Source organism: Streptomyces sp. NPDC017940 (genome assembly GCF_044328435.1).
Taxonomy (GTDB): Bacteria; Actinomycetota; Actinomycetes; order Streptomycetales; family Streptomycetaceae; genus Streptomyces.
This window is the reverse complement of record NZ_JBIRHJ010000006.1, coordinates 368,710-390,341: the sequence shown is the minus strand read 5'-3', so window position 1 is coordinate 390,341 and position 21,632 is coordinate 368,710. Positions and strand designations below refer to the sequence as shown.

At 71.8% G+C, this 21,632-nt stretch carries 19 protein-coding genes; 10 read left to right on the top strand and 9 right to left on the bottom strand.

Annotation, left to right across the window (positions count from 1 at the left end; genetic code table 11):
* Positions 1–71: 71 nt before the first annotated feature.
* Positions 72–1,304: an Ig-like domain-containing protein gene (locus ACH4DX_RS22740; RefSeq protein ID WP_398156445.1), complete on the top strand. Its 1,233-nt coding sequence runs from the start codon at positions 72–74 to the stop codon at positions 1,302–1,304.
* 145 nt (positions 1,305–1,449) lie between these two features.
* Positions 1,450–2,220, top strand: coding sequence for a DUF6227 family protein (locus ACH4DX_RS22735; RefSeq protein ID WP_398156444.1), 771 nt, complete (start codon positions 1,450–1,452; stop codon positions 2,218–2,220).
* On the opposite strand, the gene ACH4DX_RS22730 is transcribed toward ACH4DX_RS22735, so the two are convergent.
* The 5 genes from ACH4DX_RS22730 to ACH4DX_RS22710 form a co-directional block, all read right to left on the bottom strand.
* On the bottom strand, positions 2,217–2,480 hold the full coding sequence (locus ACH4DX_RS22730) for a hypothetical protein (RefSeq protein ID WP_398156443.1): 264 nt from the start codon (positions 2,478–2,480) through the stop codon (positions 2,217–2,219). The genes ACH4DX_RS22735 and ACH4DX_RS22730 overlap by 4 nt on opposite strands.
* Before the next feature lie 125 nt (positions 2,481–2,605).
* Positions 2,606–4,609, bottom strand: coding sequence for a fructose-specific PTS transporter subunit EIIC (locus tag ACH4DX_RS22725; RefSeq protein WP_398156442.1), 2,004 nt, complete (start codon positions 4,607–4,609; stop codon positions 2,606–2,608).
* Positions 4,610–4,618: 9 nt separating this feature from the next.
* Positions 4,619–5,563 carry a 1-phosphofructokinase gene (pfkB, locus tag ACH4DX_RS22720; protein WP_398156593.1) on the bottom strand — a complete coding sequence of 315 codons (945 nt, stop codon included), beginning with the start codon at positions 5,561–5,563 and terminating at the stop codon, positions 4,619–4,621.
* A gap of 53 nt (positions 5,564–5,616) precedes the next feature.
* Positions 5,617–6,378 carry a DeoR/GlpR family DNA-binding transcription regulator gene (locus ACH4DX_RS22715; RefSeq protein ID WP_398156441.1) on the bottom strand — a complete coding sequence of 254 codons (762 nt, stop codon included), beginning with the start codon at positions 6,376–6,378 and terminating at the stop codon, positions 5,617–5,619.
* Between the two features lie 286 nt (positions 6,379–6,664).
* On the bottom strand, positions 6,665–8,212 hold the full coding sequence (locus tag ACH4DX_RS22710) for an MFS transporter (RefSeq protein ID WP_398156440.1): 1,548 nt from the start codon (positions 8,210–8,212) through the stop codon (positions 6,665–6,667).
* Between the two features lie 90 nt (positions 8,213–8,302).
* On the opposite strand from ACH4DX_RS22710, the gene ACH4DX_RS22705 reads away from it, so the two are divergent.
* Positions 8,303–9,304 carry a helix-turn-helix transcriptional regulator gene (locus tag ACH4DX_RS22705; protein WP_398156439.1) on the top strand — a complete coding sequence of 334 codons (1,002 nt, stop codon included), beginning with the start codon at positions 8,303–8,305 and terminating at the stop codon, positions 9,302–9,304.
* Between the two features lie 237 nt (positions 9,305–9,541).
* Here ACH4DX_RS22705 and ACH4DX_RS22700 read toward each other — a convergent pair whose 3' ends face one another.
* Positions 9,542–10,549 carry an RNA polymerase sigma factor RpoD/SigA gene (locus tag ACH4DX_RS22700; RefSeq protein WP_398156438.1) on the bottom strand — a complete coding sequence of 336 codons (1,008 nt, stop codon included), beginning with the start codon at positions 10,547–10,549 and terminating at the stop codon, positions 9,542–9,544.
* A gap of 587 nt (positions 10,550–11,136) precedes the next feature.
* Here ACH4DX_RS22700 and ACH4DX_RS22695 point away from each other — a divergent pair.
* Both ACH4DX_RS22695 and ACH4DX_RS22690 read left to right on the top strand, forming a co-directional pair.
* On the top strand, positions 11,137–12,309 hold the full coding sequence (locus ACH4DX_RS22695) for a questin oxidase family protein (RefSeq protein WP_398156437.1): 1,173 nt from the start codon (positions 11,137–11,139) through the stop codon (positions 12,307–12,309).
* Positions 12,310–12,369: 60 nt separating this feature from the next.
* A complete protein-coding gene (locus ACH4DX_RS22690) occupies positions 12,370–12,888 on the top strand; it encodes a MarR family winged helix-turn-helix transcriptional regulator (RefSeq protein ID WP_398121368.1) in 519 nt (172 codons plus the stop codon).
* Between the two features lie 90 nt (positions 12,889–12,978).
* On the opposite strand, the gene ACH4DX_RS22685 is transcribed toward ACH4DX_RS22690, so the two are convergent.
* Positions 12,979–14,508: an MFS transporter gene (locus ACH4DX_RS22685; RefSeq protein ID WP_398121366.1), complete on the bottom strand. Its 1,530-nt coding sequence runs from the start codon at positions 14,506–14,508 to the stop codon at positions 12,979–12,981.
* Between the two features lie 98 nt (positions 14,509–14,606).
* Positions 14,607–15,323: a TetR/AcrR family transcriptional regulator gene (locus tag ACH4DX_RS22680; protein ID WP_398156436.1), complete on the bottom strand. Its 717-nt coding sequence runs from the start codon at positions 15,321–15,323 to the stop codon at positions 14,607–14,609.
* 456 nt (positions 15,324–15,779) lie between these two features.
* Between ACH4DX_RS22680 and ACH4DX_RS22675 the strand changes: the two genes are divergently transcribed.
* The 5 genes from ACH4DX_RS22675 to ACH4DX_RS22655 all read left to right on the top strand — a co-directional run bounded on the left by ACH4DX_RS22675 (position 15,780) and on the right by ACH4DX_RS22655 (position 20,210).
* A complete protein-coding gene (locus tag ACH4DX_RS22675) occupies positions 15,780–17,144 on the top strand; it encodes a M6 family metalloprotease domain-containing protein (RefSeq protein ID WP_398156435.1) in 1,365 nt (454 codons plus the stop codon).
* Positions 17,145–17,285: 141 nt separating this feature from the next.
* Positions 17,286–17,756 (top strand): hypothetical protein, encoded by a 471-nt coding sequence (locus ACH4DX_RS22670; protein WP_398156434.1) that lies wholly within the window; start codon positions 17,286–17,288, stop codon positions 17,754–17,756.
* Between the two features lie 17 nt (positions 17,757–17,773).
* Positions 17,774–19,126 (top strand): hypothetical protein, encoded by a 1,353-nt coding sequence (locus ACH4DX_RS22665; RefSeq protein WP_398156433.1) that lies wholly within the window; start codon positions 17,774–17,776, stop codon positions 19,124–19,126.
* An 88-nt stretch (positions 19,127–19,214) separates the two neighbouring features.
* The gene (locus tag ACH4DX_RS22660) at positions 19,215–19,697 is read left to right on the top strand and encodes a hypothetical protein (RefSeq protein ID WP_398156432.1); all 483 of its coding nucleotides are present in this window, start codon (positions 19,215–19,217) and stop codon (positions 19,695–19,697) included.
* Positions 19,698–19,706: 9 nt separating this feature from the next.
* Positions 19,707–20,210, top strand: coding sequence for a hypothetical protein (locus ACH4DX_RS22655; RefSeq protein ID WP_398156431.1), 504 nt, complete (start codon positions 19,707–19,709; stop codon positions 20,208–20,210).
* Positions 20,211–20,215: 5 nt separating this feature from the next.
* Here ACH4DX_RS22655 and rho read toward each other — a convergent pair whose 3' ends face one another.
* On the bottom strand, positions 20,216–21,424 hold the full coding sequence (rho, locus tag ACH4DX_RS22650; protein ID WP_398156430.1) for a transcription termination factor Rho: 1,209 nt from the start codon (positions 21,422–21,424) through the stop codon (positions 20,216–20,218).
* Between the last annotated feature and the right edge of the window lie 208 nt (positions 21,425–21,632).

The following is a 21,632-nucleotide window of genomic DNA, read 5'->3' as shown; positions in this document are numbered from 1 at the left end:
ACGGCGGAACCATTTCGCCGCCCGGCCGCTCTTTACCCATACTGGATCACACGACGTACTTGGAGCAGCTCGTGACAACGCCGGACATTGCAGCGCAGCCTCAGCACCGTCGCCGTCGGCGGGTACTGCTGGCGACCGCCGCGCTCGCGGCCGTCGGCGCACTGACGCTCTCGGCCTGCGGCGGCGACGCCGGCGCCAAGGACGACAAGAAGTCCGGTGGCGGCAAGGACGCGTCGGGGGCGCGGATATCCATCTCCTCCAAGGACGGCGCGACCGACGCCTCCATCAACGCCACCGGCGTGAAGGTCGAGGACGGCAAGCTCTCGACCGTGGAGATGACGGACGTGGCCTCCGGCAAGGCCGTCGAGGGCGACCTGTCCGCCGACGGCTCCACCTGGAAGCCGAAGGAGCAGCTGGAGCGCGGCACCAAGTACAAGGTCACCGCGAACGCCAAGGACTCCGAGGGCCGCCCCGCCACGGAGAACGCGACGTTCACGACGGTGTCGAACGCGAACAGCTTCATCGGCAGCTACACCCCCGACGGCGGCACCACGGTGGGCGTCGGCATGCCGGTCTCCTTCAACTTCGACAAGCCGATCACCGACAAGAAGGCCGTGCAGTCGCACATCACGGTCAGCTCCAGCAGCGGCCAGAAGGTCGTCGGCCACTGGTTCGGCAACCAGCGCCTCGACTTCAGGCCGCAGGAGTACTGGAAGGCCGGTTCCAAGGTCACCATGAAGATCGCGCTGGACGGCGTGAAGGGTGCCGCGAACGCGACCGGCGTGCAGGACAAGACGGTCACGTTCACCATCGGCCGCGCGCAGGTCTCCACCGTCGACGTGAACGCCAAGAAGATGACGGTCGAGCGCGACGGCAAGGTGCTCAAGTCCGTCCCGATCTCCGCGGGCAGCCCCCAGAACCCGACGTACAACGGGCAGATGGTGATCTCGGAGAAGTTCACGCAGACGCGGATGAACGGCTCCACCGTCGGCTTCGGCGGGGAGTACGACATCAAGGACGTACCGCACGCCATGCGTCTTTCGACGTCCGGCACGTTCATCCACGGCAACTACTGGAGCTCACCCTCCATCTTCGGCAGCTCCAACACCAGCCACGGCTGCGTGGGGCTCCAGGACGCCCAGGGTGCGCAGGGCGACACCATGGGCAAGTGGTTCTTCGACAACTCCCTCATCGGTGACGTCGTGACGGTCAAGGGCTCCCCGGACAAGACCGTCGCCCCCGACAACGGCCTGAACGGTTGGAACATGTCCTGGAGCCAGTGGACGGCGGGCAGCGCCGCCTGACCGCAGGTCAACGGAGCGAGCCGCACGGGAACTTGCCGTGCGGCTCGATCGTTTTCCCGTTCCCGGACATGATGTCGGACCCAGGGGCTACGGTATGCACGCACAAGGTGACATGCAGCAACGCCGGAAGCATCCGGGAGTATCCGTGAGCGTCCCGTACGAGACAGCGTACGAACCACCCGAGTCGCCCGAGCCCGCCTCCCCCGAGGAGCACCTCGAGCGACTGCTCAGCCGCGCCCTGAACTCCTTCGACCTGCCGGACGAGGCCATCAGGCACCTGGAACGGTCCTTGGCGTACGACAGTTCGCTGCACTCCGCGCACCACAGCGCGGGCATGCACCGCGAGACGTACCGCCACACCTGGCTGCTCGCCGACGGCCGGGCGATGACCCTCTGGGAGCTCGTGCACAACACCGGCCACGGCAGCGCGGCGCAGTACGAGCTGTATCTGGACGAGGAGGAGGCAGGCGTCGCCACCGCCCGCCTTCCGCTGCCGCCGGACACCCCCGCGGGTGACCTCTCCGTCGTCCTCCAGGCCCCCGCGTCCGAGCCCAGGCACACCTATGTGCCGGACGACTCCGCCGACCACGCCCGCCGCCTGCTGCGGCGCGCGGAGAACCCGGCGGGCGACGACCGGCCGGGCGAGGACTTCGCCCGACTGCTGCGCTCCGCGTTCGCGCACCAGATCACGCAGGCGTTCGGCCGCTCCGGCATCAGCGGCGAGACCCGCCTCGGCTTCTCGCTGTACGAGCACGCGTTCCTGCTGTTCGACGGCTCGGAGGTCAGCCTCTGGGAGGTCGAGCACACGGCGACCAGCGACGGCCGGCACATGTGCGAGGTGTACACGAGCGAGCACGCGGCACGCGCGGCGATGGCCCGCAGGGCCCGCGCGTTCCCCGCGACCCGCGCCCGCTAGGACCCGGGTCTGGCCCGGCCGCCGCCGAACTGCCGCACGAGACGGGCGAACGCGGCGCGCTCGTCCGCGGTCAGCTCCACCGACTCCGCGCGCGGCGGGCCCGACTGCACGGGCAGTGAGCGCAGCGACGGGCCGCCCGGAGCCGGGACTTCGGCCGCGCGGCGGCGCTGCACGTGCAGGAATGTGACGGCCCAGATCGCGGTCACCGCGGCGAGCAGGGCCACGCCTGTCTGCTGAACGATCGATGCACCCTGGAACATGCGCTCAGTAGACAACAGCGGCCAGATCTACAACAGAGGTGCCAATGACCCTTTGCGCCTGAAGTGACGCATCTCGCACTTGTCACCCGTGCGTCACTCCCGCCGGGCCGGTGGCGACCCGGGCGTCAGGCCACCACCGGCACCCGGCCGTCGCCCGGGGCCGCCGCGTCCTTCGCACCGCCGGCTCCCGTACCGCCGCCGTCCTCCGGCCCCGCGGACTTGCGCGCGCCCTTGAGCAGGACGACCGCGGCCGTCGACACACCGACACCGGCGGCGATCGCGACCAGGTAGAGCAGCGGCTGTCCGATGAGCGGGACCACGAACACACCGCCGTGCGGGGCGCGCAGGGTGCAGCCGAACGCCATCGACAGGGCGCCGGTGACGGCGCCGCCCGCCATCGAGGCGGGGATGACGCGCAGCGGGTCGACGGCGGCGAACGGGATCGCGCCCTCCGTGATGAAGGAGGCGCCCAGGAACCAGGCCGCCTTGCCGTTCTCGCGCTCGGCCCTGGTGAACAGCCGTCCCCGTACGGTGGTGGCGAGGGCCATCGCGAGGGGCGGCACCATCCCTGCCGCCATCGCGGCGGCCATCACCTTGAGCGAGCCGTCCGTCGGGTGGGCGAGCCCGCCGACCGCGAAGGCGTACGCGACCTTGTTGAGCGGGCCGCCGAGGTCGAAGCACATCATCAGGCCGAGGACGACGCCGAGGATGACGGCGTTGGTGCCCGTGAGCCCTTCGAGCCAGTCGGTCAGCGCGCTCTGGAGCGAGGCGATGGGCTTGCCGACGACGAGGAACATCAGGAAGCCGACGACCGCCGCCGAGATCAGCGGGATCACCACCACCGGCATGAGTCCGCGCAGCACGGCCGGGATCGGGACCCGCTGGATCGCGAGGACCACCGCGCCCGCGAGCAGACCGGCCGCGAGGCCGCCGAGGAAGCCCGCGTCGATGGTGACGGCGACGGAACCGCCGACGAAGCCGGGTACGAGGCCGGGGCGGTCGGCCATGCCGTACGCGATGTAGCCCGCGAGGACCGGGACCAGGAAGGCGAACGCGAGTCCGCCGGTCTGGAAGAGGAGCGCCGCCCAGCTGGTGTGGTCGCTCCACACGAAGTGCTCGGCCACGGACGGGGCCTTGTCGATCTTCCAGCCGCCGATGGCGAAGCCCAGGGCGATGAGGAGGCCGCCCGCGGCCACGAAGGGGACCATGTAACTGACGCCCGACATCAGCCATTTGCGCAGCTTGGTGCCGTAGCTGTCGCCGCTGTCGCCCGCGCCCTCCACCGGGGTCGGGCCCGCGGGGGCCGTGACGTCGCCGCGGGCCGCCTTCGCCCGTGCCTCCGCGAGGAGTTCGGCGGGGCGGCCGATGGCGGCCTTCACGCCCACGTCGACGGTGGGCTTGCCCGCGAAGCGCGGCTTGTCCCGTACGGGGACGTCGTGGGCGAGGATCACCGCGTCGGCGGCGGCGACGGTCTCGGGCGTGAGGCGGGTGAAGCCTGCCGAGCCCTGGGTCTCGACGGTCAGCTCTACGCCCGCCTCGTGGGCCGCCCGCTCCAGGGACTCGGCCGCCATGTAGGTGTGGGCGATGCCCGTGGGGCAGGAGGTGACGGCCACCACGCGGAACGGCACGGGCGCTCCCGCTTCCTCCCCCTCAGGGAGGCTCTCCGAAGTGCTCTCGGGCTGCTCGCCACGGATCAGGGCCGCCACCGCCTCCGCGTCGGATGCCGTGCGCAGCGCCGAGGTGAACTCCTCGTTCATCAGCCGGCGGGCCAGGGCGGACAGGATCGTCAGGTGGGCGTCGTCGGCGCCCGCGGGGGCGGCTATGAGAAAGACGAGGTCGGCGGGGCCGTCGGGGGCGCCGAAGTCGATGCCGTTCGCCGAGCGGCCGAAGGCCAGGGTGGGCTCCGTGACGTGGGCGCTGCGGCAGTGCGGGATGCCGATGCCGCCGTCGAGCCCCGTCGGCATCAGGGCCTCGCGGGCGGCGACGTCGGCGAGGAACCCGTCGAGGTCGGTGACGCGGCCGAGGTCCACCATGCGGGCGGCCAGGGCGCGGGCCGCGGCTTCCTTGGTGTCGGCGGACCGGTCGAGTTCGAGGTCGACCAGGTCCGCGGTGATCATTGCACTGCTCATCGCGGGCTCCTACGCGGGTTCGGTCAGGGGGCGGTCGAGGGGGATCCCGGTCGTGCCGGTGACGGTGTCCGGGGACAGGTCGGACGGCCTCGGCATGGCGCTGCCGGGGAGCTGGACGGCGGCGGCGCCGTGCGCGACGGCCGAGGCGAGGGCGCGCGGTCCGGTGCCGCCCGCGATCAGGAAGCCGGCCAGGGAGCTGTCGCCCGCGCCGACGTTGCTGCGTACGGCGTCGACGTGGGCGGTGGCGAAGTACGTGCCGGAGGGCTCGACGAGGAGCTGGCCGTCGGCGCCGAGGCTGGCGAGGACGGCGCGGGCACCGCGTGCACGCAGTTCCTCCGCGGCCTTGACGGCGTCGCCGACGGTGGCGAGGGGCCGGCCGACGGCACCGGCGAGCTCCTCGGCGTTCGGCTTGACGACGTCGGGGCGTTCGGCGAGGGCGGCGAGCAGGGCGGGGCCCGAGGTGTCGAGGGCGATCCGGGCGCCCGCGGCGTGGCAGCGGGCGACGAGTTCGGCGTACCAGGAGGGGGCGAGGCCGCGCGGGAGGCTGCCGCAGCAGGCGATCCAGTGGGCGTGCGCGGAGTGGGCGCCGACGGCGTCGAGCAGTGCCTCGCTCTCGGCGGGGGTCAGTTCGGGGCCGGGTGCGTTGATCTTCGTGAGGGTGCCGTCGGGTTCGGCGACGGCGATGTTGGAACGGGTCTGCCCGGTCACCGGGACGGGGGCGACCTCGATGCCCTGCTCGTCCAGGAGCCGGGCGACGAGGGCGCCGGGGGCGCCGCCGAGCGGCAGCACGGCGAGGGTGCGCACGCCCGCGGCGGCGACGGCCCGGGAGACGTTGACGCCCTTGCCGCCGGGGTCCACGCGCTCGCCGGTGGCGCGGACGACCTCGCCGCGGTCGAGGGCGGGGACCTCATAGGTGCGGTCGAGGGAGGGGTTGGGGGTGACGGTGAGGATCATCGGCGTGCCTACCCGGGTGTTCCTGTGCCGGTGTGCCGCGCGGGGGTCGGGGGTCATGCGCGGACGACCTCCGTGCCCGCGTTCTCGATGGCGGTGGTGTCGGTGTCGCCCAGGCCGGTGTCCGTGACGAGCAGGTCCACGTCGGCGAGGTCGGCGAAGCGGGCGAAGTGCTCCTTGCCGTGCTTGGCGGAGTCGGCGAGCAGGACGACCCGGCGGGCGGCGGCGACGGCGGCGCGCTTCACGGCGGCCTCGGCCGGGTCGGGGGTGGTCAGGCCGTGGGCGGCGGAGAAGCCGTTGGCGGCGAGGAAGACGACGTCGGCGCGGATCTCCCCGTAGGCGCGCAGGGACCAGGCGTCGACGGCGGCGCGCGTACGGTGCCGGACGCGGCCGCCGACCAGGTGGAGCTGGATGCCGGGGTGGTCGGCGAGGCGGGCGGCGGTGGGGAGGCTGTGGGTGACCGCCGTCAGCTCCGCGTCCAGCGGGAGGGCGGCGGCCAGGCGGGCCACCGTCGACCCCGCGTCGAGGATGACGCTGCCCTCGGCCGGAAGTTCGGCGAGGGCGGCGCGCGCGATGCGGTCCTTCTCGTCCGCAGCGGTGCTCTCGCGTTCGGCGAGGTCGGGTTCGAAGCCCAGGCGGCCTGCCGGGATGGCACCGCCGTGCACCCGGCGGAGGAGGCCCGCGCGGTCCAGGGCCTTCAGGTCGCGGCGGATGGTCTCCGCGGTGACCTGGAACTCGGTGGCGAGGGAGAGGACGTCGACGCGTCCTCCCTCGCGGGCGAGCCGCAGGATCTCCTGCTGGCGCTCTGGGCCGTACATGGCTGGAGCCTCCTGGTTTTGCCCGGTCGCGATTGCCCGGATGCGGATGCCCGGATGCGGATGCCTGGAAGCGGGCGTCCGGATGCGGACGCCCGGATGTGTGGGTTAATCGGAGGTTACGCCGCCTTGGCGGCCAAAGTAAACACACTCGGGCATCAAACAAGCATGAACAGGCATCGGTCGAACCGAACTCCCAGGACGACAAAACCCCACCCGACCCCCGGCCGACCCCTCGGTGCGGGGTGGTCGGATGGACGGGTGGGGCGTTCCGTGCCTCGGAGCAGGGTTACGTGAGGGCACTCTCGCGGGGCTCCGCAGCCTCCTGGGAGGCCACCGCGGCGTCCGGGGCGGAGGCGTCCGGACCGGAGGCATCCGCCCCCTCGATGTGCTGGGCGGGCCGCTTCGGCAGCGTGAACATCAGCAGGAAGATGGCGACGAGGACGCCGACGACCCACCACAGCGCGCTCTCGAAGGCGTTCGCGAACTCGGCGGGAACCCGCTGCGGGGCCGCGTCCTCGTCGATGACGCCGAAGAACACCACCGACACCAGGCCGAGCCCGAGCGCGTTGCCCATCTGCGTGACGGTGTTGATCAGGCCCGAGGCCGAACCCGCGTGCTCACGCGGGACTTCGGAGAGCACCGCGTCCGTGAGGGGCGCCACGATCAGACCCATGCCGACACCCATGACGACCAGCGGGAGCGCCATCTGCCAGGAGGCGATCGAGGCGCCGTACCGGTCGGCCTCCCAGATGTAGATCAGCACACCCGCGGCCATGGCGAGGGCCCCGGCCTGAAGCACCTTGCGGCCGTAGCGCGGCACCAGGTTCTGCACGGAGAGCCCGGCCGCGGCGGACACCGCGATGGAGAACGGGATGCCGGTCGTCCCGGCCCTGAGCGCGGACCAGCCGAGGCCGATCTGCATGTAGAGCGTCCACACCAGGAAGAAGATGCCGAGCGAGATGCCGAACACGGTCTCCACGGCGATGCCGCCGGCGAAGCTCCGCACCTTGAACAGGGAAAGCTCGATGAGCGGGGAGCCGTCCCGCCGCGCCTTGTGCCTCTCGTACGCGACCAGGGCGCCGAAGACGACGACTCCGCCCGCCATCATCACGTACCCCCACACCGGCCAGTCCAGCTCGCGGCCGCGCGTGAGCGGGTAGAGCAGCATGAGCAGGCCCGCCGTGACCAGGACGACGCCGACGAGGTCGAGCTTGAGGGCGCGCGGCGCCTTGGACTCCTCGATGTACTTGCGGCCGAGCAGCAGACCGGCGATGCCGACCGGGAGGTTGATGAGGAAGATGGGGCGCCATTCCAGGCCGAGGATGTTCCACTCCGTCAGGAGCGCGCCGAGCAGCGGCCCGGAGACCGCGCCCAGACCGACGATCATGCCGAACAGGCCGAAGACCTTGCCGCGTTCGTGCGCGGGGAACGTGGCGTGCACGATCGACAGGACCTGCGGCACCATCAGCGCGGCCATCGCGCCCTGGAGGATGCGGGAGGCGACCAGCATCTCCGGGTTCGCGGCGAAGCCGCAGAGCGCGGAGGCGACGGTGAAGCCCGCGATGCCGACCAGGAATATCTTCTTGCGGCCGTAGATGTCACCGAGCCGCCCGCCGGTGATCAGACCGGCGCCGAGCGCGAGTGCGTACCCCGCGGTGATCCACTGGATCTGGCTGAACGTGGCGCCCGCGTCCTCCTGGATGGTCGGGATCGCGACGTTCACGATCGTCACGTCCACCAGGTCCATGAACGCGGCCGTCATCACGATCGCGAGGGCGAACCAGCGCCGCCGGTCCGACCCCTGTGACGCGGGGGTGCTGCTGGGAGAAGTCATGCCGGAAGGCTAGGGGTCATGTAGGTCAGGTCGTGTCCTAGTTGTACGGCATCCTGGAGCCGGCGGGACGTCACGGCGGCGGGAGACCTCATGGGCGCGGGTACGAGCACGGGTACGGGTACGGACACACCGGCGCGGCTGTTGCAGTTGCTGTCCTTGTTGCAGACGCCCCGCGAGTGGCCGGGCGGTGAGCTGGCCGAGCGGCTGAGCGTGTCCCGGCGCACCGTGCGGCGGGACGTGGACCGGCTGCGGGAGCTGGGCTATCCGGTGCAGGCGACGCAGGGCGCGAGCGGTGGGTACCGGCTCGTCGCCGGGAAGGCGATGCCGCCCCTCGTCCTCGACGACGAGGAGGCCGTGGCCATCGCCGTGGGGCTGCGGGCGGGGGCCGGGCACGCGGTCGACGGGGTCGAGGAGGCGTCCGTGCGGGCGCTCGCCAAGCTGGAGCAGGTGCTGCCGTCACGGCTGCGGCACCGGGTGTCGGCGCTCGGCGCCGCGACGATGTCGCTCGCCGTCGGGGACGGCGCCCGGGTCGCGCCGGAGACGCTGACGGTGATGGCGTCGGCGACGGCCGGGCAGGAGCAGCTGCGGTTCGCCTACGAGGCGAAGGACGGGACCCCCTCGCGGCGCCTCACCGAACCGCACCGCCTGGTGTCCACGGGGCGGCGCTGGTATCTCGTCGCGTTCGACCTGGAGCGGCAGGGCTGGCGCACGTTCCGCGTGGACCGGGTGTCGGAGCCGTTCGCCACGGGGGTGCGGTTCGCCCCGCGGATGCTGCCCGGGGGCAGTGCGGAGGCATATGTGCGGCGCAGTGTGCTCGCGCGGCGGCAGGAGTCCGCCGCGTACGAGGTCGACGTGGAGTTCCGGGCGCCCCTCGACCGGGTGGGCGGGCGTCTTCCCGCCTCCCTCGGCGAGGTGGTCGCGACCGGCGCCGGGCACTGCCGTCTGCGCGGGACGGTGACCGAGCCCGTGGAGTGGGTGGCGGCGCGGCTGCTCTGGGTGGAGAGCGACTTCACCGTCCATGGGCCGCAGGATCTCGTCCTCCGCGTACGGGAACTCGGCCGCCGCCTGGTCGCAGCCGCGGGCGACGCCTGACCCCGCGCTCCGCGGGGGGTGTTCTCCCACCCACCCGTTTACCGTCGACCGAGCCCTCGACGTCGACCGACCGTCGCGAGGGCGGAACCCGCCCCCGGGCTGCCGCTTCAGCCAGCGGTTCCAGCCCGTCCGGCGCTTGAGGACAAGGCGCGGAGCGCCGATTCAGGAACCGGGACCACGGAAGAGGCAAGCCGAACAACGGACCGCGGGGGAACGCCCCCGCCCGCCCGGCTGGCCTCAGGCCACCGCGTCGAACCCCGTGTCCCGGGCAAGCTTCTTCAGCTCAAGCAGCGCATGCTTCTCGATCTGGCGAATGCGCTCGCGCGTGAGCCCATGCTCCTTGCCGACCTCCGTCAGCGTGCGCTCCCTGCCGTCCACGATGCCGTACCGCATCTTGATGATGGAGGCCGTGCGCTGGTCGAGGCGGCCGATGAGGTCGTCGAGCTCCTCGCTGCGCAGCAGCGTGAGGACGGACTGCTCGGGGGAGACGGCGGAGGTGTCCTCCAGGAGGTCACCGAACTGGGTCTCGCCCTCGTCGTCCACCGGCATGTTCAGCGAGACGGGGTCGCGGGCCCAGTCGAGGACGTCCACGACGCGCTCCGGCGTGGAGGCCAGCTCGGCGGCGATCTCCGTGGGCTCGGGCTCACGGCCGTGCTCGCGGTTGAACTCGCGCTGCACGCGGCGGATCCGGCCCAGCTCCTCCACCAGGTGCACGGGCAGCCTGATGGTGCGGGACTGGTCGGCTATGGAGCGGGTGATGGCCTGGCGGATCCACCACGTCGCGTACGTGGAGAACTTGAAGCCCTTGGCGTAGTCGAACTTCTCGACGGCGCGGACCAGGCCCGCGTTGCCCTCCTGGATGAGGTCGAGGAGCGGCAGGCCGCTGCGCGGATAGCGCCGGGCGACCGCCACGACCAGGCGGAGGTTGGAGCGGATGAAGACGTCCTTGGCGCGCTCGCCGTCGGCGACGAGGGCTTCGAGCTCCTCGTGCGAGGCGGAGGCGGTCGCGTCGGCGCGCTCCACCTGGCCGTCCAGGATCTGCCGGGCGTACACGCCCGCCTCGATGATCTGGGACAGCTCCACTTCCTTGGCGGCGTCGAGCAGGGGTGTGCGTGCGATCTCGTCGAGGTACATGCCGACCAGGTCGCGGTCGGCGATCTCGCCGCCTACGGCGCGAACACTGCGTGCCGCGTCGGTCTCGCCGGTGTCGGCGGACTTACGACGGGCGACGGCACGGGTTGCCATGCGTGCTCCCTTGCGTGGTTGTCACTGGTCGGTCCGGCGTGGACCGGTCCTCGGTGCGGTCCTGGGCTGGACCTGTGGTGGACGGCACACCTTCCCAGGTGCCCTGCATCCGATGGAAACAACGACTGGAATCCGGACAGAATTCCCATGCCGCTCTCTCATTTTCGTGATCATGCAGTACCCTGTGCGGCTCCACGTCGGGGTCCGCTGCTGTCGGTATGTAAGAGACGCAGGTCAGGACGGGAGTCGGGAGTGATCGGGTGCCCCTGACACACAGCGGCAACCACCTCACATCTGAGACCGCCGTCACAGCCGGTGCCCCTTTCCCGCCGGTCCCGCCCTGCCGTCCACCGGGGCGGGCTTCCACCGGGAGAAGTGCCGCCGTCGGCCGCTCTCCCGACCCGGAAGACGGCCCGGAACGCCCGATGGTTGCGCAGCGGTACAAATCCGGCATTCCCGGGATGCCGGAAGCCCTCGCACGGCCGGGGACCGGCGGCGTCCTCGGGCCAAGGGCCCAGTCCTCCCGCCCGGGGCCTAGTCCCCCAGACCGTTACGGCTGGTCACGGGTCCCGCTTAGCGTGCCGTCCATGGACGACACCAGCGGCATCCTCGACGAAGCCCTCCAGCGGCTGCACTCCTCAGGCCCCGAGCGCCTGGGGCGCCTCACCAACCACGGACCGATGGCCGTCGAGTCCCTCGTGCACGGCGGCCGGGCCCACTCCGTGCACCGCTGGCTCGACTACTACCGGGCCAAGCTGGAGGACATGCCCGCCCGCGTCTCCCCCGTCACCGACGACGACTGGCGCACGGCGCTCGGCGATCCGCGGCGCGCCGCCGACTGGATCGCCCACTTCGAGCGCGCCCTCGCCGAGCGCCCCTGGCGGGAGGTGCTCGCCGCCTGGTGGCCGGTGCTGCTCCCCGGCATCGCGGGCGGCTCCACGCACCCGGTGATCCGGGTGGGCCACGCCGTGCGCGCCCTGCTCGGCCCCGGCGGCGGCACCGCGCCCCGCGTCACCGAACTCGCCCACGGCCTCGGCTACTGGGCCGCCCGCCACACCCCGCTGCCCGACCGCACCCCCGTGGCCCTGCCGTCGTCGGCGGACGCGGCGGCCGCGCTCGACGCGGTGGCACGCGTCCCGCACCAGGACGGCTCCCTGCCGGAGCGCTTCGCCCAGCTCTCCTCGGTCCCCACCTGGCCCGCGACCGGAAACGGACGGGCCGCCGCCGCGACCGGGAACGGGCCAGGCGCCGCCGCGACCGGGAGCGGGCCAGGCGCCGCCGCGACCGGCAACGGGCCAGGCGCCGCCCCGGCCGCGCCCGCCCCCGACGCCGCCCCGGCCACCCTCACCCCCGACGCCGCCCGCGACCGCCTCACCGACCTCGTCACCGCCGCCGTCCACCGCTACGCCGCCCTCGGCCACGGCGAGCCGATCATGCTGGTGCACGCCGCGACCGCCCCGAACGCGGTCCTGCGCACGCTGCCCGCGCTCCCCCGCCAGCTCTGGGCCCCCTCCCTCGACGCGGCCTGGGCGGCGAGCGCCGCGGTCACCGCGGCCTACGCGCCCGCGACCCCGGCGGCGTACGGGACCGCGTACGCCGAGGCGGGGACAAGCACGTTCGAGGAGGTCTTCGCGCGGGCGGCGGCGCACGGCGACGACCATACGATCAAGTTCGCGGACACCGCGCGCGACGTGGGCGACCGAGCGGCGCGGGCGGCGGCGCTGCGCGGTGTGGAGCTGAACCCGCCCGCCCTCGGGTGACCTGACGCAGTCCCCGGGTGCGTGCCTAAAGACACAGGAAAGGCTCGTACAGTGGGATACATGGACACGCCATCCACTGCGTCGGCGGACGCCGCAGGACCGTGCTGGCTCGACGCGGAGGAACAGCGCACCTGGCTGTCGTACATCCACGCCGCCACGCTCCTCGAGGACTTCCTCGACCGTCAGCTCCAGCGCGACGCGGGCATGCCGCACGTCTACTACGGGCTGCTCGTGCAGCTGTCCGCGGCGCCGCGGCGACGGCTGCGCATGACCGAGCTCGCGAAGAGCTCGAAGATCACCCGGTCCCGGCTCTCGCACGCGGTCGCCCGCCTGGAGCGGAGCGGCTGGGTGCGGCGCGAGGACTGCCCGACCGACAAGCGGGGGCAGTTCGCGATCCTCACGGACGAGGGCTTCGAGGTCCTGCGCGCCACCGCGCCCGGGCATGTGCGGGCGGTGCGGCGGGCCCTCTTCGACCGGCTCAGCCCGGAACAGCAGAAGTCCCTCGGCGAGATCATGAGGATCGTCGCCGAGGGACTTCAGCCGAGCGAGGCGGGGGCGGACCTGCCCTGGCTCCGCTAGGAGCGCCGGCGGCGGGAGCCACCGGCCGGGACCGTCCCCGGAGAGCACCGCGCCCTCCGGCTCACCGGAGGGCGCAGGGTCCGGGTGGCGTCAGTGCGCCACGACGGGGATCTTCACCGCGCCCTCGACGCCCTCACCGTCGCCGGACGCCACCGGGGTGCCGCTGTCGGCGCCGGTGTTGACCAGGACGGCGGCGATCGCCGACGCCACCACCAGGATGCCGACCGCCCACCAGATGGCGGCGGTGTAGCCCTCCACCATGGACTGGGCGGCGAGCAGCTTCTGCGCCGCCGGAGTGGTGGCGGAGGCCGCGTGGTCGGTGATGTACGCGGTGGTCGCGGAGGCCGCGATGGTGTTCAGGAGTGCGGTGCCGATGGCCCCGCCGACCTGCTGTGAGGTGTTGACCATCGCGGAGGCGACACCGGCGTCACGCGGCTCGACACCGTGGGTGGCGAGCGACATGGCGGGCATGAACGCCGTACCCATGCCGAGGCCCAGCATCAGCTGCGCGGGCAGGATCAGACCGGCGTACGAGGTGTCGATCTCCAGCTGCGTCAGGAGCAGCATGCCGACGGCGGCGAGCAGGAAGCCCGGGGCCATGAGCAGGCGCGGCGCGACGCGGGTCATCAGGCGGGTGCCGATCTGCGTCGAACCCACGATCATGCCGAAGATCATCGGCAGGAACGCGAAGCCGGTCTTGACCGGCGAGTAGCCCTTGACGATCTGGAGGTAGTACGTGAGGAACAGGAACAGGCCGAACATCGCGATGATGGCGAGGCCGAGCGAGAGGTAGACGCCGCCGCGGTTGCGCTCGGTCAGGACGCGCAGCGGGAGCAGCGGCGACTTGACCTTGGCCTCGGTGACGACGAACGCGGCGAGCAGCACGACGGAGGCGATGAACATCGTCACGGTCACGGCGTCGGACCAGCCGTCGGACTCGGCGCGCGTGAAGCCGTACACGAGCGCGACCAGACCGAGGGTGGAGAGGACCACGCCGGGGATGTCGAGCGGCGAGCGGTTGCGGCCCTCGGAGGGCTCACGGATCACGAAGTACGCGCCGGCGGCGGCGATGATCGCGAACGGGATGTTCACGAAGAACGTCCAGCGCCAGTTCAGGTACTCGGTGAGGAAGCCGCCGAGGATCAGGCCGACGGCGCCACCGCCACCGGCGATCGCACCGTAGATGCCGAACGCCTTGGCGCGCTCCTTGGCCTCGGTGAACATCACCGCGAGCAGGGAGAGCGCGGCGGGCGCGAGCAGCGCGCCGAACACGCCCTGGAGGGCGCGGGCGCCGAGCATCATGGCCTCGTTGCCTGCGGCACCGCCGAGCGCGGAGGCCGCGGCGAAGCCGATGAGGCCGGTCACGAAGGTGCGCTTGCGGCCCCACAGGTCGGCGATGCGGCCGCCGAACAGGAGCAGACCGCCGAAGGCGAGGGCGTAGGCGGTGATGACCCACTGCTTGTTGCCCTCGGATATCCCGAGGTCTTCCTGGGCGGAGGGCAGCGCGATGTTCACGATGGTCGCGTCCAGGACGACCATCAGCTGGGCCAGGGCGATGAAGACGAGTGCTCTCCAGCGCTTCGGGTCGGGGGCGAGTGCGGTGACGGGTGACTGTGACATGGGTGTATCCACCTAGGAAGACAAAGAGGTAAGTACGGGGTGAACGAGACAGCGTTCAGGCGTGCGTGCGCATGGGCCCCTGGTCGTGGGGGCGGGTCCTACTTTTGACCCAGGCCCTCCTCGCTGCGGCGCGCACGCCGCTGCCCCCGTTCGTCAATGTCGTGGCGCAGTTCCTCCAAGGTCGCGGCGTGCCCGGGGAGTTCGGAGCGTGCCGGTGCCATCAATCCGTCCAGGAACAGCTGGAGGTGACGGTGGACGAACTGGTCGAAGTCCACCAGGCAGCCGGCGCCGGGCAGCGGCCTGGTCAGTTGGGAGAGGGCGACCATCAGATCCCCGACGGCGATGTCGGTACGCAGCTGACCCGCGGCGCGCGCACGGGCCATCAGCCCTTCGACGGCGTCTTCGAGGCGGACGCGGGCGGCGTGCAGATCGGGGTGGCCGGGGTCGACGGCCTCGGAGAGGATCGGGCACAGGGCGCCGATGCGCTCGTCCACCGCGGCGTGCGCGAAGTCCCGCAGCGCCTCGAACGCGGAGCCGGACTCGGCGTCGGCGGCGTCGATGGCGCGGACGGCCAGGTCCGTGACCCGGTCGGTGACGTACAGGACGACGTGGTGCACGAGCTCCGCGCGGTCGGCGAAGTGGCGGTACACCGTGGCGTTGCCGACTCCGGCGCGGCGCGCGATCTCGTCGAGCGGCGCCTCGGAGCCGTGCTGGACGAACATCTCGCGGGCGGCGGTGACGATCCGCTCCCGGTTGCGCAGGGCGTCGGCCCGCGGGCGGGTGACGCGGCGCTGCACGGCGGTGGCGGTTTCCACGGTGGACTCCTCGATGCGGTCAAAGGCCCTCAGATTCGCAGGGTCCGCGGGGGCGGGTCCAACGAATTTCAGGGCGGGGTCTGGGGTCCCGGCGGGGCCCTCGGCTCCAATGGGGCTCGTGGTCCCGATGGGGCCTGAAGTCCCGGTGGGGCTCGTGGTCCCGATGGGGCCTGCGATCAGTCTCTTTGCGATATGAGGGGGCGCGATCCGGGGAGTGGATCCCCGTTTCGCTCGGACACCGGTTAAACGGGGAGCAGCTCCCCGCTTATTTCCCCTCTTGGACGTGACCTGCGTCACAAACCGGTGGAGCCGACTATTCCTCCCGAAAGATCCGCCCGCTCACCCGAACGACCCACGATCGGTCGCGCTCAGCGAGCGCCCGCGCACCCCCCGACACAGGGTGATCGGAGGGTGCAGCTCGGGACGGCGGGCTGCCGCGGAGCGGAAGGCCCATGGATGCAGCAGCCGACCTGGAAGCCGATAGCCCGCTCCCGCCGAGCCGCTCGGGTGCGCGGGCGCCCCGGCAGGCGGGACCGCCGCGGCATCCGGACGCCAGGGCGGCTGCCCCCCACGACCACGGCGCTCGCGGGGCTCACCGTCCTCGCCCTCGCCCTCACGGCGTCGGCGAGCACCGGGCGGCTCCTCGCCGACCCGCCGTCGGCGGCGGGGCCGAGCGCGCAGGCCAGGGCGACGACGCTCGGCCGCTGCCTGATCGGCGGGGACCTCGGGGTGCAGATGTCGGAGGGCATTCCCACGGGACCCGGCTACGCCCGCTCCACCGGCACGGTCCGTGCCCTGAACCTGATGGTCGACTTCTCCGACGCCCGCGGTGAGGGCCGCGCGCTCGACCGGCTCGGGGAGTTCTTCCCGCAGACCACGGACTGGTTCCGCACCAGCTCCTACGGCCGCGTCGACTACCGGCCCGAGGCACCGCTCCAGGACTGGCTGCGCATGCCGAAACCTTTCAAGGCGTACGGGATAGAGCGCGGCGCCCCCTTCGATCCCGGCTACCGGGAGCTGGTCGACGACATCGTGGCCGCCGCCGACCCGGACGTGGACTTCGCGGCGTACGACCTGGTGAACGTCCTGATCACCCCGAACGCGGGCCCCTCGGCCCTGGACACCGTCCTGTCGGTGACGTTCGCGGGCAACCACGAGGCACCGGTCGCCGACGGCGTGCCGATCTCCAACGCGTCGTTCGTCTACAGCCGCCAGGACGACGGCTCGGGCAACTACGACCAGACCGGCTACCGCGTACTGCCGCACGAGAACGGCCACGTCTTCGGCCTTCCCGACCTGTACACGCAGGACGGCGGGGGCGCGGTCGGGCACTGGGACATCATGAGCGAGGACTGGGGCGCCAACAACGACCTGCTCGCCTGGCACAAATGGAAGCTGGGGTGGATCGACGACAAGCAGGTCGACTGCGCGTCGGCCACGGGCACCACGGAACACCTGCTCTCGCCGCTGGCCCGCACCGGCGGCACCAAGCTCGCGTTCATCCCGGTGAACAAGAAGACCGGCTACGCGGTGGAGGTGCGCACCCGCGCGGGCAACGACGACGTGGTGTGCCGTCCCGGCGTCCTCGTCTACCGCATCGACGCGGACGTCGACACCGGCCACGGCCCGGTCACGGTCTTCGACTCCACCCAAGACAGCGGCGGCTGCACCCGCAGCCCGAACGTCCACGCCGAACTCTCGGACGCGCCCTTCACCCCCGGAGAGACGTTCACCGACCGCTCCTCGGGAGTACGGGTGACGGTCGCGGGGGCGGACGTGGACGGGAACTATCGGGTCAACATCAGCCGCACGAAGACCTGACCCGCCATATCGAGCCAATGCACTAGTTTACTTACGGGAATTGACATTCGAACCTTAGTCTGACGTCGAGACGGCGCCCACTGACCCAGCGATGCGCGGGCGACGGCGCGAACAGGGTGGGAACAATCCACGGGGGTGGTCATGGAGTCAGAGAACTCCACGGGTCGGCACATGCAACTGGCGCAGACGGATCCGGCGTGGGGCGGCGCCGGGGAAGTGTCGCTCGCGAGTTCGGCGACGGACAAGAAGCGCGCCGTACGGTTCATGGAGAACCGCCTGCTTCCGGATACGAAGGCCGCCGGGCGTATGGCCGAGGGCGGTGGTCAGGTGCGCGCGCCGCTGGTCGGGCCGGGGTCGCCACAGGACGGTTCGGGCAAGCCCGAGACGGGGCTGAGCGGCGACCTGACGATCTGGGCCACGTACAAGGGGCTCTCGGAGGCCATGACGGTGTGGCAGAGCCAGACCTCGGCGCTGCTCGGCCGCCTGCACCAGGAGATGAACGGCTTGCGCGGCGCGAAGAACGCCTTGCACGCACCGGACGTCGGCGTCGGGTCCCGGGTCGAGGGCATCGGCGTACTGCGGGATCCGTCCAGCGCCTTCGACCGCATGTGACATCCCGGGGGGGGACCATGGCATTGACGTATCGGGATGTGACGACCACCGATCTCTCGCCGCTGTCGGACGTGTCCGACGCCTGGCGGAAGATGGGCGAACGGTTCGGCGAACTCAAGGACGACTACGAGAAGCTGGTCCCGCGAGCGCTGGCCAACGGCAAGTGGGAGGGTGAGGCCTTCCGTGCGCACCAGAAGGCGGCCAGGGCGACGGGGGTCGAGTACGCGGCGGCCAGACACGAGGCGCTGGCCCTCGCGAGCCTCCTGAAGCAGGCGCACACCAAGCTGTCGGCGATGCAGAAGTCCCTGCGAGACCTGGTGGCCGACGCCGAGGCGAAGGACTTCCGGGTCGACAGCGCGGGCAGGGCCACCTACGTCGGCCTGGACAAGCACTCGGGGGGCGGGAGCCTCGACAACGACCCCGACTACGCGCGCGTGATGGCCGAGGCGCGCATCGCGGAGCGGGAGTGGACCGAGCGGATCGCCGACACGGTGCGGGCCGTGGACGACGCCGACCAGAGCGTGCGCCGGGCGCTGGCCCGCGCGGCGGGCAGCGTCCCCGCGAACGGCGGCGGCGCCACCGGCTTCAACCCGCACGCCGACGGAGACTTGGACAAGCCCTGTCGCGTCCCCTCGGGCGGCACCTCGTCGGAAGACCCGTCGTGGCGGGTCGACGGCTCTTTCGACCTCACCGGACCCGGCATCGACTCCTCCCTCTCCGGTCCCGGGTACGGCAGGCAGGCCATGGCCAAGCTGGCGGCCGACGGATTCCACCTGACCGCGGACGGCAAGATCACCGATGGTCACCGGACGTTCTCCGGCCTCGCCGACGTCTATGGCGGGGCCAGGATCACGGGCGGGCTCGACATCACCGATACCGGTGTCAGCCTCAACGGTGAGGCGTCGGCGGGGGTGCGTGGCATGGCCGAAGGGCGGGCGGAGGCGGGGAACTTCGGTGTCTACGGCCGGGGGACGGGGTTCGCGGGAGGCGAAGCCGGCGGTGACGCGAAGGTGGACCTCACGCAAGGGTTCGAGGTTGGGGGAAAGCTGTTCGCCGGGGCGAAGTACGGTGCCGCCGCAGGAGCCGACATCGGCGGCATCGGCATGGGTGTCACGTATGAGGACTGGAAGGCGCTCGGAGCGGAGGGAAAGCTGATCGCCAGAGGCGAAGACGGAAAGTACCACTTCGGCGCCAAGGGCGGCTTCGGCCTCGGGCCCGCAGGTCTCGGCCTGGGCCTGGAGTTCACAGTGGAGCCGGGCAAGGTGGTGGACACCGCCAAGGACGCGGTCGGCGTGCTCGGGGACGGCGCCGGGAAGGTCAGGGACATCGCGGGCGGGGTCACGGACGGACTGCGCGGCCTGCGGCCCTGACCCTGTTCCTCCAGCCCTCCACAGCAGGCCCCGACACGCACGGCAGACTCCCACGCCCACGGAAGCGAGAAACACCATGCCCAGCCCTATGCCCGTCCCCCTGGAGCTCCGGCTCCCGGAGGGCTGGCACGCGGCGTCCCCGGAGCGGACGGGTGTCCCGGACGCCGCCTTCGTCGCGCTCCACGCGTATCCGGACGACGGCTTCACCGCCAACGTGACCGTCGACAGCACGTTCCGGCCGGACACGGCGACCCTGGCCGAGATCGGGGACGAGTCGGTGGGGAATCTCGGCGAGGTCGCCGAGGCTCTCGACGTCGTCAGCCGTCATGAGATCGGCTCCGCCGCTGCCCCCGGCCTCACGCAGACACTGACTCTCACCACCACGGTCGGCGGCGTGCGTCGCCGGCTCACGCAGTCCCAGGTGTATCTGTCCCTGCTGGACGTCCACGACCCGGCCCGCCGCGCGGTGGTCCGGCTGGTCCTGACCGCCACCGCGACCCAGCACGACGACGTCCTGGAGGACTTCCGGGACATCGTGGCCTCGGTGCGTCCGGAAAACTCCCCCGAATAGGTTGCCCCCATGGGTCTCTTCAGTCGATTCGAACGCGTTGCGCGTCCCCCCGACGGCATCGTGCCCTGTACGTCGGACGAGGTCGTCGAGGCTCTGCTCGACCTTAATTGCTCCGATGCCCCCTGGACCGTCCGCCACGGCACCCCGGACGAAGGCGCCGACCTGGTGGCGGACTGGCACTGCACGGATCCCGCGTGGGGCAAGTATTTCCACTCGGCCACGGAGGACTCGGTCTTGCAGACGCGGATGCGGCTGATGCCGGACGAGCAGCAGGTCCGCTCCCTCGACTACCAATGGCAGCTGCCGCTCACGTCGATGTCCCGCAGCGTGTACACCTCGGGCCGAGGGCAGCTCCGGTGGGTGTCCTACTCTTGGTCGAGAGAGCGGGGGCCGGACGGAAAGCGCCGCATCAAGAAGACGGTCGAGTACGACACCGCGGACCTGAAGACCCCCCTGCGGGACACCGTGCTCGACATGGGCTGGTCCTGGAGGGCCAGGTTCTCGAAGCTGTGACCGGCTCACGCCGCCACGGCGTTGGGCACCGACTCCCGGACCTGCCGCAGGAAGGCGGCGTTGCTCGGTGAGCGGCGGATGTGTTCGAGGAGGGCTTCGACGCCGCTGTTCCCTTCGCGCGCGTCGTGGGTGTTGCGCAGGTCCAGGGCGCGGCGCAGGCCCCGTACAGCGGTCAGTTCGGACGCTGGTACGAGGAGTTCCTCACGGCGCGTGCCGGAGGGCGTGATGTCCACGGCAGGGAAGACGCGTCGGTCGGCGAGCCTGCGGTCGAGGCGCAGTTCCATGTTGCCGGTGGACTTGAGCTCCTCGAAGTAGTAGTCGTCGGCGCGCGATCCGGTGTCCACGAGGACGGTCGCGAGCATGGTCAGGGACCCCCCTTCCTCGGCGAGCCGCGCGGCGCCGAAGAGCCGCTTGGGTCCCTGCACGGAGCCCGCGTCCACGCCGCCGCTGAGCGTACGGCCGCCCGCCGAGGCGGAGTTGTTGTACGCGCGGCACAGCCGGGTCAGGGAGTCCAGGAGCAGCACCACGTCACGGCCCTCCTCGACGAGCCGCTTGGCGCGCTCGACGGCGAGTTCGGCCAGCGCGATGTGCGCCTTGGGGGGCCGGTCGAAGGTGGAGGCCAGCACTTCGCCGCGTACGGAGCGCCGCATGTCGGTGACCTCCTCGGGGCGTTCGTCGAGGAGAACGACCATGAGGTGGCACTCGGGGTGGTTGTCGGCGACGGCGGCGGCCAGTTGTTGCAGCAGAACGGTCTTGCCGGTGCGCGGCGGGGCGACGATCAGGCCGCGCTGTCCCTTGCCGACGGGTGCCACGAGGTCGACGACGCGGGTCGCGACCCGGTCGCCGGTGGTCTCCAGGCGCAGCCGCTCCCTCGGGTGCAGCGGGGTGAGGTCGCCGAACCGGGGCCTGGCGCCCGCCTCTTGGGGCGCGTGCCCGTTGACGCGGGCGACGTCGGCCAGCACGCGCGGCTTGTCGCCGGGCACGCCCTCGACGAGGTCGCCGGCGCGCAGGCCGTACCGGCGGATCAGGGCGGCCGGGACGAGCAGGTCGTCGGGCCCCGGCAGGCAGCCCTCGGCGCGGAGGTGCCCGTCCGGGGTGGAGCGGGTGGTGCGGGTGCGGGCGTTGTCGGCCCGGGGGGTGTCTTTGGCGGGAGTGGCCTTGGCGGAGGTGTCCTTGAGGTCGAGGACGCCGCTGCGGAGGGTCTGGCTGGTCATGGGTGAGGGTCCTTTCGCGGACAGGCGGGTGCGGGGCCCGGCGAGGCGGCGTGGTCACGCCTCGTCCGACGGGCGGCGGCCTCGGGTCGCGCGGCACGATCGCGCCGCGGACAGGCCGCCGAGCGGATTTCCCTCCCGAAGGGGGCAGGTAGGTACGAGACCGAGAGCCCTGGCCGGGGAGAGAAACGCACGGAGAGAAAGATGGTGA

Bases quoted from the DNA above. Each gene is read 5' to 3' on its own strand.
- ACH4DX_RS22730 (WP_398156443.1), bottom strand. From the start codon at position 2,480: ATGTTCCAGGGTGCATCGATCGTTCAGCAGACAGGCGTGGCCCTGCTC.
- ACH4DX_RS22725 (WP_398156442.1), bottom strand. From the start codon at position 4,609: ATGAGCAGTGCAATGATCACCGCGGACCTGGTCGACCTCGAACTCGAC.
- pfkB (WP_398156593.1), bottom strand. From the start codon at position 5,563: ATGATCCTCACCGTCACCCCCAACCCCTCCCTCGACCGCACCTATGAG.
- ACH4DX_RS22715 (WP_398156441.1), bottom strand. From the start codon at position 6,378: ATGTACGGCCCAGAGCGCCAGCAGGAGATCCTGCGGCTCGCCCGCGAG.
- ACH4DX_RS22710 (WP_398156440.1), bottom strand. From the start codon at position 8,212: ATGACTTCTCCCAGCAGCACCCCCGCGTCACAGGGGTCGGACCGGCGG.
- ACH4DX_RS22705 (WP_398156439.1), top strand. From the start codon at position 8,303: ATGGGCGCGGGTACGAGCACGGGTACGGGTACGGACACACCGGCGCGG.
- ACH4DX_RS22700 (WP_398156438.1), bottom strand. From the start codon at position 10,549: ATGGCAACCCGTGCCGTCGCCCGTCGTAAGTCCGCCGACACCGGCGAG.
- ACH4DX_RS22695 (WP_398156437.1), top strand. From the start codon at position 11,137: ATGGACGACACCAGCGGCATCCTCGACGAAGCCCTCCAGCGGCTGCAC.
- ACH4DX_RS22690 (WP_398121368.1), top strand. From the start codon at position 12,370: ATGGACACGCCATCCACTGCGTCGGCGGACGCCGCAGGACCGTGCTGG.
- ACH4DX_RS22685 (WP_398121366.1), bottom strand. From the start codon at position 14,508: ATGTCACAGTCACCCGTCACCGCACTCGCCCCCGACCCGAAGCGCTGG.
- ACH4DX_RS22675 (WP_398156435.1), top strand. From the start codon at position 15,780: ATGCAGCAGCCGACCTGGAAGCCGATAGCCCGCTCCCGCCGAGCCGCT.
- ACH4DX_RS22670 (WP_398156434.1), top strand. From the start codon at position 17,286: ATGGAGTCAGAGAACTCCACGGGTCGGCACATGCAACTGGCGCAGACG.
- ACH4DX_RS22665 (WP_398156433.1), top strand. From the start codon at position 17,774: ATGGCATTGACGTATCGGGATGTGACGACCACCGATCTCTCGCCGCTG.
- ACH4DX_RS22660 (WP_398156432.1), top strand. From the start codon at position 19,215: ATGCCCGTCCCCCTGGAGCTCCGGCTCCCGGAGGGCTGGCACGCGGCG.
- ACH4DX_RS22655 (WP_398156431.1), top strand. From the start codon at position 19,707: ATGGGTCTCTTCAGTCGATTCGAACGCGTTGCGCGTCCCCCCGACGGC.
- rho (WP_398156430.1), bottom strand. From the start codon at position 21,424: ATGACCAGCCAGACCCTCCGCAGCGGCGTCCTCGACCTCAAGGACACC.